The organism is Cytobacillus sp. ABV4_503 (assembly GCF_056158445.1).
In genome coordinates this window covers 1,918,692-1,937,316 of record NZ_JBSWTH010000001.1, presented here as the reverse complement: position 1 = coordinate 1,937,316, position 18,625 = coordinate 1,918,692, and the positions used below count along the sequence as shown (strand labels likewise).

General features: G+C 40.4%; 18 protein-coding genes. 6 read left to right on the top strand and 12 right to left on the bottom strand.

From position 1 onward, the window contains the following. Positions 1-8: 8 nt before the first annotated feature. From paaA to ACXAD1_RS09690, 3 genes are all read right to left on the bottom strand, one after another. Positions 9-941 (bottom strand): 1,2-phenylacetyl-CoA epoxidase subunit PaaA, encoded by a 933-nt coding sequence (gene paaA, locus ACXAD1_RS09700; RefSeq protein ID WP_370222573.1) that lies wholly within the window; start codon positions 939-941, stop codon positions 9-11. A 62-nt stretch (positions 942-1,003) separates the two neighbouring features. Continuing rightward, on the bottom strand, positions 1,004-2,311 hold the full coding sequence (locus ACXAD1_RS09695) for a phenylacetate--CoA ligase family protein (RefSeq protein ID WP_206837316.1): 1,308 nt from the start codon (positions 2,309-2,311) through the stop codon (positions 1,004-1,006). 197 nt (positions 2,312-2,508) lie between these two features. After that, on the bottom strand, positions 2,509-5,904 hold the full coding sequence (locus tag ACXAD1_RS09690) for a hypothetical protein (RefSeq protein WP_474911295.1): 3,396 nt from the start codon (positions 5,902-5,904) through the stop codon (positions 2,509-2,511). Positions 5,905-6,247: 343 nt separating this feature from the next. Between ACXAD1_RS09690 and ACXAD1_RS09685 the strand changes: the two genes are divergently transcribed. Beyond that, a complete protein-coding gene (locus tag ACXAD1_RS09685; RefSeq protein ID WP_474909915.1) occupies positions 6,248-7,432 on the top strand; it encodes a processed acidic surface protein in 1,185 nt (394 codons plus the stop codon). Next, a complete protein-coding gene (locus ACXAD1_RS09680) occupies positions 7,429-8,025 on the top strand; it encodes a class D sortase (RefSeq protein WP_206837310.1) in 597 nt (198 codons plus the stop codon). Before ACXAD1_RS09685 ends, ACXAD1_RS09680 begins: the two co-directional genes overlap by 4 nt. A gap of 50 nt (positions 8,026-8,075) precedes the next feature. On the opposite strand, the gene ACXAD1_RS09675 is transcribed toward ACXAD1_RS09680, so the two are convergent. From ACXAD1_RS09675 to ACXAD1_RS09665, 3 genes are all read right to left on the bottom strand, one after another. Then, the gene (locus tag ACXAD1_RS09675; RefSeq protein WP_474909914.1) at positions 8,076-8,267 is read right to left on the bottom strand and encodes a hypothetical protein; all 192 of its coding nucleotides are present in this window, start codon (positions 8,265-8,267) and stop codon (positions 8,076-8,078) included. Between the two features lie 355 nt (positions 8,268-8,622). Next, positions 8,623-9,342, bottom strand: a complete 720-nt coding sequence (locus tag ACXAD1_RS09670) for a YebC/PmpR family DNA-binding transcriptional regulator (protein ID WP_206837303.1) — start codon at positions 9,340-9,342, stop codon at positions 8,623-8,625. Between the two features lie 192 nt (positions 9,343-9,534). After that, on the bottom strand, positions 9,535-10,488 hold the full coding sequence (locus ACXAD1_RS09665; RefSeq protein WP_474909913.1) for a Gfo/Idh/MocA family protein: 954 nt from the start codon (positions 10,486-10,488) through the stop codon (positions 9,535-9,537). 169 nt (positions 10,489-10,657) lie between these two features. Here ACXAD1_RS09665 and ACXAD1_RS09660 point away from each other — a divergent pair, with 169 nt between their 5' ends. Then, entirely contained in the window at positions 10,658-10,888 is a 231-nt protein-coding gene (locus tag ACXAD1_RS09660; RefSeq protein WP_312886133.1) for a hypothetical protein, read from the top strand. Between the two features lie 91 nt (positions 10,889-10,979). On the opposite strand, the gene ACXAD1_RS09655 is transcribed toward ACXAD1_RS09660, so the two are convergent. The 5 genes from ACXAD1_RS09655 to ACXAD1_RS09635 all read right to left on the bottom strand — a co-directional run bounded on the left by ACXAD1_RS09655 (position 10,980) and on the right by ACXAD1_RS09635 (position 15,188). Next, entirely contained in the window at positions 10,980-12,107 is a 1,128-nt protein-coding gene (locus ACXAD1_RS09655; protein ID WP_474909912.1) for a thermonuclease family protein, read from the bottom strand. A gap of 326 nt (positions 12,108-12,433) precedes the next feature. Next, positions 12,434-13,309 (bottom strand): L-serine ammonia-lyase, iron-sulfur-dependent, subunit alpha, encoded by an 876-nt coding sequence (sdaAA, locus tag ACXAD1_RS09650; protein ID WP_474911294.1) that lies wholly within the window; start codon positions 13,307-13,309, stop codon positions 12,434-12,436. A 34-nt stretch (positions 13,310-13,343) separates the two neighbouring features. Next, positions 13,344-14,006, bottom strand: coding sequence for an L-serine ammonia-lyase, iron-sulfur-dependent subunit beta (gene sdaAB, locus ACXAD1_RS09645; RefSeq protein ID WP_474909911.1), 663 nt, complete (start codon positions 14,004-14,006; stop codon positions 13,344-13,346). A gap of 93 nt (positions 14,007-14,099) precedes the next feature. Beyond that, positions 14,100-14,780 carry a helix-turn-helix transcriptional regulator gene (locus tag ACXAD1_RS09640; protein WP_226280769.1) on the bottom strand — a complete coding sequence of 227 codons (681 nt, stop codon included), beginning with the start codon at positions 14,778-14,780 and terminating at the stop codon, positions 14,100-14,102. Between the two features lie 174 nt (positions 14,781-14,954). Next, complete coding sequence (locus tag ACXAD1_RS09635; protein WP_206837282.1) at positions 14,955-15,188, bottom strand: group-specific protein; 234 nt, start codon at positions 15,186-15,188, stop codon at positions 14,955-14,957. A 162-nt stretch (positions 15,189-15,350) separates the two neighbouring features. Here ACXAD1_RS09635 and ACXAD1_RS09630 point away from each other — a divergent pair, with 162 nt between their 5' ends. The 3 genes from ACXAD1_RS09630 to ACXAD1_RS09620 are packed head-to-tail and all read left to right on the top strand — an operon-like array spanning position 15,351 to position 17,964. Further along, complete coding sequence (locus tag ACXAD1_RS09630; RefSeq protein WP_474909910.1) at positions 15,351-16,745, top strand: HAMP domain-containing sensor histidine kinase; 1,395 nt, start codon at positions 15,351-15,353, stop codon at positions 16,743-16,745. Beyond that, positions 16,723-17,400, top strand: a complete 678-nt coding sequence (locus ACXAD1_RS09625) for a response regulator transcription factor (protein WP_206837276.1) — start codon at positions 16,723-16,725, stop codon at positions 17,398-17,400. The genes ACXAD1_RS09630 and ACXAD1_RS09625 overlap by 23 nt, the downstream gene beginning before the upstream one ends. 3 nt (positions 17,401-17,403) lie before the next feature. After that, positions 17,404-17,964: a TVP38/TMEM64 family protein gene (locus tag ACXAD1_RS09620; RefSeq protein ID WP_206837273.1), complete on the top strand. Its 561-nt coding sequence runs from the start codon at positions 17,404-17,406 to the stop codon at positions 17,962-17,964. 40 nt (positions 17,965-18,004) lie between these two features. Here ACXAD1_RS09620 and ACXAD1_RS09615 read toward each other — a convergent pair whose 3' ends face one another. Beyond that, positions 18,005-18,604, bottom strand: a complete 600-nt coding sequence (locus ACXAD1_RS09615) for a YdhK family protein (RefSeq protein ID WP_206837270.1) — start codon at positions 18,602-18,604, stop codon at positions 18,005-18,007. Between the last annotated feature and the right edge of the window lie 21 nt (positions 18,605-18,625).

The following is an 18,625-nucleotide window of genomic DNA, read 5'->3' as shown; positions in this document are numbered from 1 at the left end:
TGAACAGTTTAGTTTGCAGGATTGAGAGCTTCACGCACCCATTTGTTAGTCTCATAAGCTGTACGGCGGAGTCCGAGTCGCTCCTGAGATTTTGGACCATTATTTTTAATAATGTCCTTGAACTTATTCCAGTCAGGCTGTCTATAAATCCAATGCTCCTGATCCTTGTCAAAATGCATTGTCTCATCCGGCAGTTTGAGGCCAAGCGAGAGAACGCGGGGAATATACTTTGTAAAAAAGTCCTGCCTTAAGTCTTCGTTCGTCTTTGTCCGGATTCTGTATTTTATCGTTATATCCTGTTTGGAAGTGCCGGTAGTAGAGGCATCACCGGGGCCAAAGAACATTAACAGCGCTTCCCACCAGCGGTTAACCGCATCCTGTACCATCGCTTTCTGCTCCTCGGTTCCTTCAGCCAGCGCCATGATGATTGCTTCACCATGCTGGGCATGAAAAACTTCTTCCGCGCAAATCCTTTTAAGTGCTCTTGCATAGGGTCCATATGAAGCATTTAGCATATTGGTCTGGGTAATGATAGCAGCACCGTCAACCAGCCAGCCGATCAGCCCGGCATCCCCCCATGTTGGAGCCTCCATATGAAAAACATTGTGGAATTTCAGTTTTCCGCTGAATAAATCCTGCATAATATCTTCGCGGGTTTTCCCGAGAGGCTTCATTAAATCCTCTGCAACACGAAGCAGCAGCTGTCCATGTCCCATCTCATCCTGCACCTTTGCCATAATTCCCAGCTTTCGTTTTAATGTAGGGGCTTTTGGCACCCACTCCTTTTCAGGAAGTGCTCCCATAATCTCACTGATTCCATGCATCGAAATCAATTTGATTAATGTTATTCTGTAATCTTCCGGCATCCAATCATCCGCTTCAATTTTTTCTCCTGTATTTATGCGTTTCATGAACTGCTCGTATTTTTGTTCTTCCGTCATCTCTTCAAAGAAAAGAGCTTCTGACACGTGATTCACCCCTATCAAGTTAAAAAATCATTCATTCAGGTTACTGCTTTTTTCACTGCCGTATTTACAATCCTGACAGCTTTCCCTTCCGATCTTGGCAGCGTTTTCGGCGGATGGAGAACAAGGCCAATGTTAATAAAGCAATTTTGCTTCACTGCTTCCTTGATCTTCTTTTGTACATGCTCTGCTTCTCCCATATCTCTATAAAACTCCTCGCTCCATTCAGCATGAAGCTCTAAAACTTTTAAACTTCCCTTGTTATACACTTGGATATAGTAGTGGGGAGAAAGCTCAGGCATCTGAAGAATGCACCGTTCGATTTCGGATGGAAAGACGTTTACACCATTTACATTAAGCATATCGTCTAAACGGCCTTTCACACGGCTCATGCGAATCGTAGTTCTCCCGCAAATACACTTCTCTTTAGAAAGGGAGGCGATATCACCCGTCCGGTAGCGGATCACCGGAAAAGCTTCCTTCGTTAAACTTGTAAAAACAAGCTCACCTTCCTCCCCGTATGGAAGCGGTATCATTTTTATCGGATCGATGACCTCTGCATAAAAATGATCCTCAGCAATGTGCAGCCCGTCCTGAGATTCATGGCATTCCATAGCTACTCCCGGTCCCAGAACTTCACTCAGTCCATAAATATCGCATGCTTTAATCCCAAGCTTAGCTTCCAGTGTTTTCCTCATTTCTTCAGACCAGGGCTCTGCACCCAAAATCCCAAACTTTAATGATGTATCCGCCGGGTCTATTCCCCTCTCTTCCATCTTCTCTGCTAAATGGAGAATGTAGGAAGGAGTTCCGCAAATAACTTCTGGCTTAAAGTCTTGAATCAGCATAATTTGTCTGTCAGTATTTCCTCCGGAAACAGGTACTGTAGCCATGCCAAGCTGTTCACTGCCATAATGCAGTCCCAATCCACCTGTAAAGAGACCATATCCGTAAGCATTATGCAATGTCTGGCCAGGTTTGCCTCCTCCGATTGAGATTGCCCTGGCTATCAGATTGCTCCACATTTTGATGTCATTTCGTGTGTAGCCCACTACAGTCGGTTTTCCGCTCGTTCCGGAAGAAGCGTGCAGACGGACAATTTCTTTTTTATCCACAGCAAAAAGCCCGAATGGGTAATGTTCCCGCAAATCTGCTTTAACAGTAAAGGGCAGCTTTTGAATATCATCCAGGCTGTTAACAACTTCAGGTGCAAAATTACTTTCCAAAAACTTTTTCCGATAAAAAGGCACATGATTAAATACTCTTTCCACTGTCTGCTTGAGCCGGTTCAACTGTAATTCTTCTATAAAATCACGGCTTTCCGTTTCAATATCATGCAGAATCAAGACATGACCTCCCAGATTTTCATCATATTGAGATAATAATTCTATATAACGTTAAAATATCGTTAGATGAAATAAGTGTTATATGTTTAACACAAAGATACCGTGTAAACAGGAAAAAGTCAACTTATTTTCTGAAAATTTACTCATTTGTTTGGAAAATAATAAAAAGACCTAGCCCGAGGGCTAGGTTAACTTTCTTAGGACCATTCTTTTAATTTATTCATAATGCTATTTTTCCATTTAGATATTAAAGGCTTCTCGCCTTTTGCTGTTTTTTGCTTCTGCCATTCATGATAGCTTGCTGCAGAAATGAGAATAGAGCCTGCAATTAAAAGATACGCCCACCAAGGAAGATTTCCCCAATAAGGTCTTGTTTGTAGCAGCACATTCAGGAGCAGTACCCCGGAGCCAACAAAGAAGTAGGATTTTATTCTCCAGAAGGTTCCAGAAAGCATCGAAATCAGGGAGAGCGTGCCAACTATGAGCGCATCATAAACCGTATTGCTTGCAAGGCCATCCTGTACAAGCAGCAGGGAAACCGTTATTAGGACTGCCCACTGAATTTTGTTTGTTTGTGCTGCGTATTGCCCTTTCAGCACTTTTCGGACAAAAATAATCAGGATGATCCATGGAAGCACGTATGCCTCCCTTATGAAAAGGTCAGACAGCTCAATATTCTTTAATAAACTATAATAAGGCTCGAGCAATACTGCTCCCGACAGCAATCCAGGCAGCCATAAGTATTTTGATGCCATTCTGCCCCTCTGTAAAAATAAAAGTGTGCTGATCAGGAGTCCAGGGAGAACTTCCGCCCATAGGGAAACTGCCGGAAAAAGATAGGCGGCAAGGAAAAATAACAGCGAGATTATAGTGTAGCTATCAGCTTTTTTATTCATTAAAATTTTGGCATATACCATTTTGCCGATTATTGCCGATGCCAGGCCGAAACCAGCCACAACCAGAATTTTCATATCTGGAGCGATTCCGTTTATGAACAGGAATTTGAGTACTGCCGCATATAGTAATACCAATGGAACAGCAGCCAATATATCAAGTTTAGTTCTATGCAAATATACGATCAATCCTGCAGAATAGATAATAGAAACGAAAAACGGCACATAACCAAAGGGATATGAAGTTAAAAATGCCAGGATCCCAATCACAGACCAGGGTATGAGAAAGTAAACACTTCTCATTTTATCTTGAGTTTTTCCGGTTAGCCAGAATAAGAATACGGCACAGCTGACTAAAAGAACGGCATACTCACTGAAGTTCTCTTCCAATATATGATCCATTCCCGTCAAGATTACCATGAATAAAGTTAAGAATGAGCTGTAAAGGAATATCTTTACCTTCCACTCTTTAACAGATAACCTGAAACTGACCCAATAGACCGCAAGGGTGACCAGGAAGGGCCAAATACTATTTTCCCTATAGATAAAAAATGTCAGGATCATGGCAAACGGCATGTAAATATGGCCAATCCAGCTGAACCCTCTGGCTAGGACAAGGTCCTTATTAGAAATATAGAAAGCCGCACAAAGCAGGATCCATGCCCCCAGCGGAAATTGCACCCAATTAAAAAATGTAAAGTTAAATGGCAAACCAATCAAGATCATAAAATAAGCAAAAAGTGAAATCGCTCCAGATACAAACGGAATCCAGCTTTGTTTATGGAATCGATACAAGGCAAGATACATAATAATGCCCCCAATAAATACTGCCGGTCTCATCCAGACTTCATTGATTGACAAAGCAGCTGCTGTAAATAGTGAGATTGTATAAAATCCCAATGAGATTAAAAACACGTTTCCGGCTTGATTTTTGTGCCCTTTCTTAGACAGAACGCCATAAAGTATAAGCAGGGCAATACTTGCCATTATGGTATTCATGGCCATACCTAACTGATTCTGATAAAAGCTTGAGCAGCTTCGCAGATGTTCACCATAAAACATAAAGGCAAACCCGATTGACAAAGGGATGGCCCAGGGAATCGCTTCTAAATAAAATATCCTATTTTCAGCCTTATTCATGAGGTACATGACAAAGCTAAAGATTAATAGCATGGAGCCAGCAGCAAGCCAATCAAGAAATCCTGCTGCAGTCACAACTGAAAATAACATAATACTAACAGCCACATCCCGTGAGCTTGATTCCACCACTTTTAAGAGCGGGTACTTTAGCAAATACCCGAGACTTATAAAAAGCACAAAGCCAATAAAGAAAACAGGGAAAGATAGATTATTGAACGGGGCGGCTTTATCCAGCATTAATACTGTTTCAAATAGAGCAGAGGCTAAAAACACGGGTGCCAGGTAAGCAAATAGCCCGTTTCCCATAACATTTGCCAAATATATAAACTGCACGGCAAGAATAATGTAAGCCAGCAGCAGTGCTGCAGAGGGTTCGCCGGCCATTAACAGGATACCTTCAACTGAAATATAGAGAAAAGCAAGTATGGAAACCGCTGCACTGGTCAGTCTAAATACCTTATCCCAGGAATAGTGCTTATCCATAACTCTAGGAACAAACAGAAAACCAATCCCTACAAGTGCAAATAAAACAGGTCCTGCCGAATTTAAAATTGTATTTTCAATCAGCTGATAGGCACCATAGACAATCAGTAAACTGAAAACGAAATGAAACTCCTTCCTGCCTGTTACATACACCATTGATAAGTAAACGGCTGCCGTTATCATAATATTCACACTATATAAAACGTGGCTATTAAAAAATAAAAGCATTAATAATGTAGAGATCACTAAATTGATTTGAGCAAAGTAAATCAATTCTCCCGAAAACAGTTTAAGGGAAGCCTGTTTTTTCAGGCGGTGATAAGCTGCTGACAGCAGAGCATTGAAAATCATCAATCCAAGAAAGAAACTGTCATTTTCAAGCTTCAATGCTGCCAGGGTATAACCAGCCCCGGCAGACAGGGCAATATAAGCAAACCATACAAAAAGACGTGAACCCAGCTTCTGTGCAAATATACTGTATACTGGAACGACCAGTAAACTGCCAGCCGCTCCGAGTATATAGCGTCCTTCCCCATAAAAGGAAAAATAAGGGCCGAGCAATTCAAACCAGCCGATAGACAAAATAAATATAGGCAAAAATAAACTCCCAAGAACTATGAAAGCAAACGATGTTCTTTCAATTTTTAATACTTTTCCGGAAATAAAAGCAAAACAATAGAAAAGAAGCGAAACCACTGCAATGGATGCACTTTTCATAAAATTAGACATGGTATCCCAGTTGCTTGTGGCAACAAATAACCCGCCGATAAGGAGCAGGATGACTCCAACATTCAGCAGCCAGGAAATGTTTCTTTCACGGACTTCTTCCAGAGATATTTTCTTTTTCGCAGTTTTTTTTGCCTGTTGAACTGGCATTTGCCTGATTTCTTCTGCAGCTTTTGCTGCCATAACCTGCACTTGCTTCAGCTCTTCCAGGTCCTGATAGTACAGTTGGTGGGCGCTCAAGGTGATTTCATAATGTTCTGCTGAAATATAGTCTTTCTCTTTCAACTTCGTGAGTTCAAATTGAAATATATTTTGATGATATTTTTCTGTTTCGGGGTTCAAGGGATTCACCTCATTTATATATTCGCTTGGTTCGATTAGTGTAATTTTACACATTTTGAAATAATTAATCAATACCTGATTTGGCATTTTTTACTTCACATGTATGGTATATAATAATTATTTAATTAGAGGAAAAAATGGATTAATAAGGAATTATCCATTGCTCTTTTTAACCGAATCTTCTCAGCTTAATATTTTATCCCTTGATAAATCAGCATTTCCCCACTCTCTTTCTGCTGCAAAAAAATCCAAATATTATATCTAATAAATTTTCAAATAACAATTCTATCCGAAAAATATTTTTTCCATTATATTATTCTAGAATTTATTATCTTATATGGAGGAAATATCATTGAGAAGACTAAGTATTGTTATTGCATCCATCCTATTGTTGAGCTTGTTTCCGGCTGTCAGCCTTGCAGCACCAAGCGATGATGAAGTGGCTGAATTCCTGAAGGAAACAAATTGGTCTGAAGAAGGATTAAATGACCATCTGGAATATTTTTGGGATATGAATATCGAAGATTTCGATACAATGGAGGAATTGATTGAATATCTGGGTGAGCCTATTACTGAAGAAAACCTGCAGCAGCTATTAGCTGACTATGATTTTGAAAATGAGGAAGAGTTAATTGCACTGCTTGCGGAGAATGGAGAAATGGAAACGACTGACAATGTTCGGGATGTTTTCCGATATATTGATGCTTTAGATTCTACCGTTTCTTTTTTAACCTATACAGGCACTGAAATTAACGATGAAACACTTCAGCAGCTATTAAATGATTACGGACTTACAAAAGAGGAGCTCATCTCCCTGCTTGAGGAAAACGATGACTCCCTTGAAAACTATGAATATATTGAGGACCTTGATATCATGGTTTCCATTTATCTGGGTGGAGATGAATTGCCTGGTGAAGACGAAATAAACCAAATATTCGCAGATATAGATCTGACAGATGAAGAACTTGAAGCATTATTTGCACATTTTATGACTTTGGATTTCGAGAATCCCGAATTGCTTGATAAAATGATGGACCTTGAAAGCCGTTTAATGGCCTTTGGTGAGTTTGACAGTGCCGGGGATTTAACAGAAGCAGAAATAGCTGAACTTATCAGCATTATGCAGGAAATGATGGATCTGTTCCAGCTTGATGCCGAGTTTTATCTTGTAAAAGATGGCGAAAAAATCCTTTTAACAACAGATGAAATGGTGGCTTTGGAAGAGACAAATGGCTATGACCTGCTTATTGAACTTTATAATACTCATGGCAATTTCCTGGCAGATATGATTATTACAGCAGAGATGTTCAGTTCAGAGCTCATTGAAGACACAGTGACAGATTTGAATCAGGCGGAAACTGTAATCAAAAAACAGGAGCCTGCTAAAGTGAAACCAGATTCCAAACACGTAAAAACTGTAAAAGGCGGAAAACTGCCAAACACAGCAGGCAATTATATTGAAGGAGTATTTGCAGGCATTGGTCTGATCCTTTTAGGATTTGCCATTTTACACAGGCGGAAAGTGAAAGCTGCGTGAAAAGGAAACTCACATTAAAAGGAGCAATTGGACTAACTTTTATTTTGGGCGGAATTTGGATTGCAGCTTCAAATCTCTTGCCATATTTGCATAGTCAAAAAACTTCAGCCCATATAGACCCCTCCAGCACTGGTAGTACAGATGTGAAGACTGAACAAAAAAAGGAACAGCATAGCCTATATACTGTCCGTCCTAAAAAGGGAGAAGAAATGGGCGTTCTATCAATACCTAATATATCGGCCCATCTTCCAATCTTCCATGGTACGGATGAAGATGAGTTAGAAAAGGGAGTTGGCCATTATGCAGGCAGCGTCCTTCCAGGAGAAGAAGACAATTCAGTCCTTTCCGGCCACCGGGATACGGTCTTTCGCAAACTTGGAGAAGTAAAGATTGGCGATTTCCTTGTCGTGAACACTTCTGCTGGAGAATTCACCTATAAAGTTCGTAAAATAAGAATCGTCGATGCAGACGACAGAACTGTAATTGTACCTAAGCAAAGAGCAACCCTTACTGTCACAACCTGCTATCCTTTTGACTTTATTGGCGATGCACCGCAGAGGTATATCCTTGTTGGAGATCTTGTAAGAAAATAAAAACCCGCTAACCAGCGGGTTTTAGAGGGAGGCCATTTTTGGCCTTCCTTTTATTCTGTAATTGTGACTACCTTTACATCTGCAAAATCAAATCGATGATAGTGACCTTCAGAGCATGTTAGTTCTACAAATCCTTCCAGGTCTTTAATGCTTCCAATTACTTCAGATTTATTCTCTGCTTCAACTTCTTCTGTTACGGTAACACCTTTTTCAAAAGTATAAATAACCTTAAACGTATTCATGTGTGCTAAGCTCTCCTTTCACCATTCATGTTCCCGTGCATACAAAGTTTAAACGCAGAAATTTATATTGCAGTTATTTTCCATTTAGTCAATATATCTTTAGACGGAAGTTAAGGCCAATGATTACATTTTGCGAGGAGGTAGCACTTGATAGCAAAATGCTATTCGACAGATATCGGCTGATATCACCATAAAGCCACATTTATTTCAGCGGTTTTTCAAATGAGAGTAAATTCATTTGAATATCTAAAATTCCTTTTCTTCCAAATGATAAATCTGGTAACATAAATAGTTAACATAATAAAATTATTTTACAAAAAAAGAGTCCATCAATTAAGTGGACTCCTTTTCTCAGTTATTCACCCAGGTCTGCATTGTGATAAACACGCTGGACATCTTCCAGGTCTTCAAGGGCGTCAATCAGCTTTTCAAATTGCGCCTGTGCATCAGCATCAAGGGTGACTTCATTTTGTGGGAGCATTGTTAATTCAGCAACAGCAAACTCATTGATGCCCGCTGACTTGAATGCTTCCTGAACTGCATGAAACTGATCAGGTTCTGCATATACGATTACCGTATCATCTTCTTCCAGAATATCACGTGCATCTACGTCTGCTTCCATCAGGATTTCCAGCACTTCTTCCTCCGATTTGCCTTCAATGCCGATCACAGCGGTTGAGTCGAACATATAGGAAACAGATCCGCTCACACCCATATTCCCGCCATTTTTACCGAATGCAGCACGTACATTTGAAGCTGTGCGATTTACGTTATTAGTTAATGCATCGACTATAATCATGGATCCGCTAGGCCCGAATCCTTCGTAGCGAAGCTCATCATAGTTTTCTTCCGCTCCGCCTTTTGCTTTTTCAATTGCACGATCAATGATATTTCTTGGCACATTATATGTTTTTGCACGTTCGAGCACAAATTTTAAAGCCTGATTTGCTTCAGGATCAGGCTCACCTTGCTTAGCAACCACGTATATTTCAAGTGCAAACTTGGAATATACACGGCTCGTATTTGCATCTTTGGATGCTTTCTTTTCTTTAATATTGTTCCATTTACGGCCCATATGTCCCACTCTCTTTCAACTTTGGATCTATGAAATTTATGATTAGAAATAGAGTCTTCTTTCTTTGGAAGAACTCTCACCTGATTATTATACATTAAAACACCTGATTTTTTCGAGTATTGTTTCATAAGAAGATGCATGGGATTGGCCTGGGTATTGATAATTAAAAAAGAGACACAAATGTGCCTCTAATTAGCTTAATAGGATTTTTTCCAGCACCTTCTGCACCTGATACCCTTCTTTAAAGGAAACCAATAATGCACGTTCTCCTCTTATTGCTTTGAAGAGTTCTGAAGGCAGACTGTATACCGGCTCATCAAGCGTTAAAATTTCTCCGCTGTTTTCTGACGTACTCTGTACAAGAACACTCCAATTCTGCATATCTAAAGTACCCTTATCACCAAAAACTTTAAAAGACAGATGTTCTTTTTGCCCAATTCCCGCAATTCCGTTAAATAGAACAGGAATACCGCCAGGAAGCTTTAATGATGTGGTAAAGCTGGTTTCACATAAACGTTCATCATCCGGATATTCCACAAAAGATCGGACATGGAGCAGCTCTCCGAAGGTATCCTGAATCATATGAATAAAGTGAGGAGATACTTCCCGGATAATGCCCCCTTGTTCCCTGCTGGAAATCCAATCGTTCTTTTGCCATTCACGCGGCCAGTGTGTAAATTGCAGGTGCAGTTCTACCTTCTTAATCTCACCCAGTTCACCATTCTGTATCTTTTCCCTAAACACTTTAAAGGACGGGCTGTATGCCATCGGAAAATTCATGGCATGGATGATTCCTGCATTTTCGGCAGCTTCATACATATCCTTCGCCTCTTCAATGGAATTGGCCAGAGGTTTTTCACAAAGAAGATGCTTGCGGCTCTTTATAATATCCATGCTAATTGAATAATGAAATTTTGGCGGAACACCTAAATAGATGATTTTGATGGTTTCATCCTGAAGCAGTTCCAAATGATTGGTATGTAATGCTGCATCTGGCAGCACAGCCTTAAATTTATCTAAGCGTTCGGCATTTCGATCACAAAGCGCTGCAATCTCAAACTCCTCATGCTGCCGAAATTGACGCAGTATCCTTTCCCCTACAGCACCCATTCCTATTAATCCAACTTTAATTTTTTCCTTCAACACACTTCACCTGCTTGTTAAAATTCATAGTTCCCCATTGAATTATACAGTTTATTAAAAAAATTCTAAAGATGCAATTTCTCTATTAAGTTAATAAACAAAAATATACTGGCCAATAATTGGATAGAAAAACAAAGAATGGGGACATTAAACATAATTAACTAATTAGGAGGTGTCATCATTGAACCTTGATAAGGATATGCAATTTGAAATCAAAAGTACTTTCGCGCCGAATCTTTACCGTTCCGAAACTCTTAGAATTCTGGAGGTGACTCCAAACAGTGTTGTCATCCAGATGGACAGATCAAATGGACGCGGGGTTTTCCCGGCCGATAATTTTCATTATTGGATTAAAAGAGGTTCCCTTATTAAATTGAATGACCATCATAAAAGAACATCATAGAACACTGGCAGAGTAAGCCAGTGTTCATTTATTTTATTAAATGGTCTTTACAAGGTAGAAGCCGGCTCTGTATCTGGAGCCGGCCCTTATGTCATCGTTCGCAAGCAAAGTTGTCCTTGTCTCTATCATGTTTTGAGTCATAGGCAGGATGTGTAGACGGCACACCATTTGGATAAACCTTTCTTAACTCTGTACAGTTTTGGTAGGACTCAGTGCTGCCTTCTGCGGATGACGAATTGGCGGCTGTGCCACTGCTGTCATTCGACCCGCTGCCGCCGGCATTTCCTGAACCTGAAGAGGAACCGCTTGCTGCTGCAGAATCCAGGTCTCCTTTAGTTGTTCCCTCATCCCCGAGAGCCCATAATCCTTTAGTGGCTTCTCTTGCTTCCCTTCCGAATTTTCTGAAGTAATCACTGTATTTCACATCCGGATTGTAGGTGGATGGCTCGGCATAACCATTCAGAACCAAATGGGCATTGAACATTTTTTCACGTATTTCATTTTCGTCCATATCATCAGTGGGGATGTCTACCCAAATGATTCTCAGCAGGCGGCCATACCGGTCTGTGTCTGAGACATCCTTTTGCATCCAGATTTTCTTGCCAGTCAGCTCATATGCGGTAAATTGACTTGCTTCTATTCCGTATTCTTCTACTCTTGTTGTTGATTCGGGAGTGTTCACTCCAATCAGGCGGACCTTCCTCCCGTCTGATGTTTCTATTGTGTCACCATCTACTACTCTGCCGACAGTAACTAGTTCGAGGCCTAAGCTCTCTGCAGCCTGTTTTTGATCCTGTACCTGTTTTTGCTTTTCAGCCTCTTCTTGTTTCTGTTTTTCTTCCTGTTCTTCTTCCAGCCTTTCCTGTTCCTCTGCCTGCTTCTTGGCTTCCTCTTCTTTAGCCTTCTCTTCAGCAAGCTTCTCTTCTTCAGCCTTCTTATCTGCTTCATCCTGATCTGTCATTATTTGTTCTTTCTCAGGCTCACTTCCTGTTTCTGTTGCATTAGAATCTGCAGTTGCTAAAAAAATGGATAAAACAAAGCCAGCAGCCATAATCCAGCCAGATTTTTTAAAATTTATCTTATATTTCCGGTACTGATTATTCAAATATAATCCAATTAAAAAGACAGCTAACCCAATAAGTGCGGCAGGAACTGCAATTCCCATTAACAGCATAAACACAATAACAATAGTGATAATAGTCCCTCTTATAACTTTCAAACTCTTTTTTCTCTCCTCTTTTTACATTTATCCTAAATAAGCATAACTTTTTTCTATACAGATATAAACACCAATTCACTAAAGAACTGGTGTTAAACATAAGCTCTTTTCTCAAATTTTGTTTGCTTATGAACCCGGCCGTTGATTTCCGCTGCGGGCACTTGCTTTCCGCGGGGAGGAATGAGAGCCTCCTCGGCTATGCCTGTGGGGTCTCTCACTCCCTCTCCTCCCGCAGGAGTCAAGTACCCTCCGCTCCAATCAACTCAAATTGTTAAACTTAGTTGAAAGTTAGATAGGAACAATCTTACAAAACAGCCAATTTAAATTTACTGTTTTTTCCCAAAAATCTCTTCCTGCAGTCTTCTTCCGGTTGGCGTTGCAGCCAGTCCTCCCTCAGCTGTTTCCCTGAGTGCTGAAGGCATGGATTGCCCGATAAGGAACATGGCGTTGATGACTTCATCACATGGAATTCTGCTTGTAATTCCGGCGAGGGCCATGTCTGCTGCTGTCATGGCGTTGGAAGCTCCCATGGCATTTCGCTTTACGCATGGGACTTCTACTAGGCCGGCAACTGGATCACACACAAGGCCCAGCATGTTTTTAAGAGTAATCGCCATCGCTTCAGCAGCCTGTTTTGGTGTCCCGCCTGCCATTTCTACAATGGATGCTGCAGCCATGCCGCTTGCAGATCCTACCTCAGCCTGACATCCTCCTGCTGCACCGGATATGGAGGCATTGTTTGCCACCACAAAGCCAAATGCCGCTGAAGTAAACAGAAATTCTATCATTTCCATTCGTGTTGGATTTAGAACTTCTTTTACAGCGAACAGTGTACCTGGCACCACGCCAGCCGAACCTGCTGTAGGGGTGGCACAGATTATACCCATTGCCGCATTCACTTCATTGGTTGCAACTGCTTTGCTGACAGCATCCAATAGGATATTTCCTGATAACGCCTTTCCGCTCTGAATGTACTTTTGCAGAAGGACTGCATCACCGCCAGTCAGACCTGTAACAGACGTGACACCTTTAAGTCCCCTCTCAACAGCCTGTTCCATGACAGTCAGATTGCGGTCCATTTTAGCGATAATTTCTTCACGAGTTAGACCAGTTACTTCTATCTCCTGCTGAATCATGACTTCAGCAATTTTTACACCTTTATTTTCAGCGAGCTCAACAAGCTCAGCAATATTTCTAAACAACATTAGACTTTCCCTCCTGATGACCAGCTAACTGTTAGTCAACCATTCTGATGATTTGCGTGATATTCGGAAGCCCTTCAAGCTCTGTCATCACATCATGGCCGATCTTCTGATCTACTTCAATGACCATAATTGCCATTTTTCCTTTTTCCTTGCGTGAAACTTCCATATGTCCAATATTTATCTGGTGCTTTGATAAAATATTCGTAACAGCGGAGATAACTCCAAACTGATCGTTATGAACAACTAAAATGGCAGGATGTTCACCAGATAACTTAAGCTCAAATGAGTTCAGCTCGGTTATTTCAATCGTGCCGCCGCCGATGGATATTCCTACAAGTTCAATGTCACGATCTCCTTCGGTAAGCTTGACTCTTACAGTATTAGGATGGTCTGTAACGGTATCTTCAACTGTAAAAATGACTTCAATCCCTGCTTTTTCAGCTAATTGAAGGGCAGAAGGAATTCGCTCATCAAAAGTATCAAAGTCGAGGATTCCGCCAACAATGGCAACATCCGTACCATGTCCTTTATAGGTTTTTGCAAAAGAACCATATAAAGAAATCTCGGCTTTGGACGGCTGTTTTCCAAAAAGAGTCCGGGCAACACGCCCAATGCGTGCAGCTCCGGCTGTATGTGAACTTGAAGGTCCGATCATAACCGGTCCAATAATATCAAATGCAGATCTGTATTTCATTTTTTATGCCCCTTTACTTTTAAGGTCTTTAAATTCAGATAGCTGCAATAAAATTACAGCAGCTAGCTCTTCCTCAAAATTAAAAACGTGTCTTTATTTATGCTCCACAGCTTCCGGCTGGAGCTCATTAATCGTTCTGATTTTCTGCAGGTAATTATAAATGGTGAATTTGGAAACCCCAAGCACAGATGCAACATAATCAGTTGCCCCTTTAATGAGGAATGTCCCTTTATCTTCAAGCTGGCGGACACATTCAACTTTTTCTTCGAGCGTCATCAATGAAGGTGCCTTCCTAAAGCCTTGAAGTACTTGATCCACCATCTCGTGAATAACATCCTGGACGGAATTAAAAAAGGTCTCCGATTTAGAGGAATGTTCATCAAAGCTGATAAACTCTTCAATTTCTCCTCCAAATTGCATGAGCAGGCTAATATCATAATTAAGGCACAATGCACCAATTACTTTATTTTCATCATCACGGAGAAAAATCGTGGATGATTTCATGACATTTCCTTTTTTGGATTGTGTTTTATAATTGGCTATATCATTAACTTCGTTTTTATGTTTGGCTAATTCATTCAATACAAGATCTGTGATGGGTGAGCCGATTTTCCTGTCCGTTATATCTCCTGCAATATGAATAAGCGATTTTTTTAAGTCGCTGAAATCGTGCACTGCCACTTCACAGCGGGAACCAAACATTCGAACTAGCATATCTGCGGTCCGGATCGCCAAGTCAAAAACAGGTCTATGGCATTCCTTCAACTTTGTCACTCCCTTTTGTGTAATCGCTTTCATTATTATACTACTCTATATTTCTCTATAATTTCATATTAACATAAATACATACATTGTTAAAATAAAATTTTAATAGCTACAAAAAAATTGTAAGATACATAAAAAATTGCCGCAACAATTATTCAGATGCGGCAACTCAATATTATAATATTATACATTTTTTAATACAAGATAAAGCCTGTTGACTCTCTCGGTTTGTTCCTCCTCGGAAGCAAGATCAAATTTTTTCAGCAAATGAAATACCTCATTTAAAATATCCTGTGTATGTTCCTCCTGAAAAAAAGATTGAAACAAAGAACTCATATCGTCCGGCAGAAATTCTTTTTGCTGTTCAAACTTATTTTGCACATCTTCCGGTGGGTGATCCAATTTGCATTCACTCATAAAAAAAACCTCCTTTATGACTGTTACTTGCTTTTTTCATTATGATAAATCATTATTCTATTTTACCTTCTACAGTCCTATTAAAACATATACCTCTTCTGCATAGTTTCTTCAAACATTTCGACTATAATAGAAGTAATTGATTTGAAATGAGTGAGATCTTTGAATAAACTTTCCATGAAGCTGGGCCTGCTGTTCTTTCTGATCCTTTTTGGGCTAGAAACAATTATGTTCTTCTTTTTACATAGTACCCTTGTTGAATCACGTGTGGAGGAAGAGCTTATAGCTCTGCAGACACGCGGCAATTCACACCGTGCTATACTCGAAAAGCATTTTGATGAAAATACGATTTCCCATGTGGCTCTGATGGAATCCGAAGCAAATACAGATGTAGTCATTACAAATTCGAATAAAGAGATCCTTGGTGCTTCTGTTGATAGGAGTTTGATCCAAAGGTACATAGAAAGGCCGCTTACATCTTCTATAAGGGAAGGCAAGACCATCGAGGACAATTGGAAAGAAGAAGATTATATTTCAACAGTCAGCACTATTGAAAAGGATGGAGTGCTGATAGGCCATGTATATATGTTTCAGGATACAGCCTGGATTCAGTCGTTAATTTCACGCTTAAATGAACAATTTTTAATCGCCGGGTTCATTGCCGTCATTTTTACCATTACTATCATCATCTTTTTATCAAAGGCACTGGCAAAACCACTGATTAAAATGAAGGAAGCCACCTCACAAATAAGCAGCGGTGATTTTTCAGTTTCCCTTCCTAAAACCGGTAACGATGAACTTGGGGATTTAGCACGGTCCATTCAGTTATTGGCGGGTGACCTGAATTATCTTAGAGAAGAACGCAATGAATTTTTGTCCAGCATATCGCATGAACTTCGCACTCCTCTCACTTATATAAAGGGGTATGCGGATATCGTTCAGAAGCGGAACCTGAGCCCGGAAGAAAGAAATCAGTATTTATCAATTATCCTGGAGGAAACCAACCGGCTTTCAGATATGGTTAAAAATCTTTTCGATCTGGCTAAGATCGATAAAAATACCTTTGACATAAAAAAAAGCCCTATTGATCTGAAGGATTTCATGAAAAAAATTGAAACAAAATTCTCACCGGCTTTCACCGAAAAAGGCATGCTGCTGTCTGTTATTTGCCGTGAATCAATCACTATATCAGCGGATGCATCAAGGCTGGAACAGATCATATTTAATCTTCTGGATAACGCCATTAAGTATTCTTCAGCTGGAGATAAAACAACAATTAATATAAGCAGGACCAAAAAACATGTCACCATCAGAATAAATGATACCGGAAGAGGGATCTCTGAAGAGGAACTGCCCTTTATCTTTAATCGGTTTTACCGAGTGGATAAATCACGTGCTAGAGCTCTTGGAGGGACAGGTCTCGGACTCGCCATTGTTAAGGAACTTGTCCATGCACATGGAGGGACTATATCGGTCTGCAGCAGAAAAGGTGACGGAACTGAATTCGAAATTGTTTTTAAGGGAGAAACGGAATGTGAAAACAATACTTTTGGTTGACGACGAGACTAGAATGCTTGATCTAATTTCTTTATACTTAACACCACGCGGCTACAATTGCATTAAATTGGCTTCAGGTTCAGATGCGTTGATTTACTTGGAAACCCATTCTGCAGATCTCATCCTTTTGGATGTTATGATGCCTGAAATGGATGGATGGAAGGTATGCGAGGAGGTAAAAAAGTATTGGGATATTCCCATCATCATGCTTACTGCCAAAAGCGAAAAGCCGGACATTGTAAAAGGATTGAACATCGGAGCAGATGATTATATTTTAAAGCCATTCGATGAAGAAGAATTATCTGCTAGGATTGAAGCAGTTCTGAGAAGAAGCAAAAAAGATGGAAAAACCAAAACTTTCAAAGGGCTGGAACTTAAAGAAGATTCTTTTGAGCTATCCTATAAAAATAAGGAAATCCTTTTGACTCCCAAAGAGTTTTCCATGTTAAGCCTATTCCTCTCAAACCTGAACAGAGTTTTTTCACGTGAGCATTTAATAGGCTCTGTATGGGGCTATGGAGTGTCAATCGAAGACCGAACCATCGATTCGCATGTAAGAAATTTACGGGAAAAATTAAGAAAAGCCGGGTTTCCTGCAGATGAGTATCTGACGACTGTCTGGGGTATGGGCTATAAATGGGCCGGAAAGGATTAATGGATGTTTTCTGATATCATCAAATGGTTTTCAGATGAACCGATATTGGCAGCCATATTTAGCATATCCATGAACATTGCTGCATCTATAACGGGATTCCTCCCAAGTGCCTTTATTACTGCTGGAACAGTTGCCGCTTTTGATTTAAAAATGGGCCTAGTCCTATTGATCATCGGAGAAGCTGCCGGAGCAATTATAAGTTTTATTCTTTATCGTAAAGGAATCACTAAGCTAACCTCCTCTTTTCCTCAGCTTAAGAATAACAAATTATTTACTAAGCTCCAGAATACAGAAGGACCAGATGCCTATTTCATGGTTGTTTTGCTGAGAGTCCTGCCTTTTGTCCCATCAGGTGCAGTCACGCTGGCAGCAGCATTCAGCAAGATGAGGCTTCTGCCCTTTGGCATTGCCAGCACCATCGGTAAAATACCTGCTTTGTTTATTGAAGCCTTTGCGGTTTCACATGCATTAAAATTAAAATTGGAGCTGCAAATTACCATATTCCTTTTAGCTGCTTTTTCCTTTTTGGTTTATTATTTATGCAAAAATTATAAATTAAGTTAAGGAGCTTATCTTCGGCAGATAAACTCCTTAACTTTTTATATTATTCAGATGGAGAAAGCTCGTTTTCTGTTACCCACATGTGGTTTTTTACTTCCTGCCCGTCAGCTGTAGTAAAGTCAACTGTATAGACAGTTGTTTTCTGCACTGAATCGATTACAGCTGCTGCTCCTTCCATTCCCTCCATGTGGCTTGCATTTATTTTTACCTCGTCTCCTTCTTTAAATGGTTCCTCTCCTGCTTCAGCAATCTCTTCATGAACTACCCATTTATGATTTTCAACTTTTTTACCGCCAGTGGTTGGTGTATAAGAGACCGTATATACGGTTGTATCATAGGCGCCTGTAATTGTGGCTTCAGCTCCCTCCATCCCTTCCATATGTCCTTCTGTTATAAAGACCTTGCTTCCAACTTCATATTTTGGGTTTTCAGCTTCCTTTATTCCTTCAGGGACTTCTCCGGAGCCTGAATGGTCCATGCCTGAATGGTCTCCAGAATGGCCGCTGCTTTCATTATTCGTTGTGCTCTCTTCATTGCTGGTACCTTCCTGTCCGGCATTCTCATCATTTCCGCCGCAGGCAGTTAAAGTTAAAGCTGCAGCCAGAGAAACAAACCAGATGGCGAATTTTTTACTTGTCAGCATATCTATTCCTCCTTTTCTTCA

Coding starts and splice junctions, on each gene's coding strand:
- ACXAD1_RS09670 (WP_206837303.1), bottom strand. CDS start 9,342: ATGGGCCGTAAATGGAACAATATTAAAGAAAAGAAAGCATCCAAAGAT.
- ACXAD1_RS09620 (WP_206837273.1), top strand. CDS start 17,404: ATGTTTTCTGATATCATCAAATGGTTTTCAGATGAACCGATATTGGCA.
- sdaAB (WP_474909911.1), bottom strand. CDS start 14,006: ATGAAATACAGATCTGCATTTGATATTATTGGACCGGTTATGATCGGA.
- ACXAD1_RS09615 (WP_206837270.1), bottom strand. CDS start 18,604: ATGCTGACAAGTAAAAAATTCGCCATCTGGTTTGTTTCTCTGGCTGCA.
- ACXAD1_RS09675 (WP_474909914.1), bottom strand. CDS start 8,267: ATGAATACGTTTAAGGTTATTTATACTTTTGAAAAAGGTGTTACCGTA.
- ACXAD1_RS09635 (WP_206837282.1), bottom strand. CDS start 15,188: ATGAGTGAATGCAAATTGGATCACCCACCGGAAGATGTGCAAAATAAG.
- paaA (WP_370222573.1), bottom strand. CDS start 941: ATGACGGAAGAACAAAAATACGAGCAGTTCATGAAACGCATAAATACA.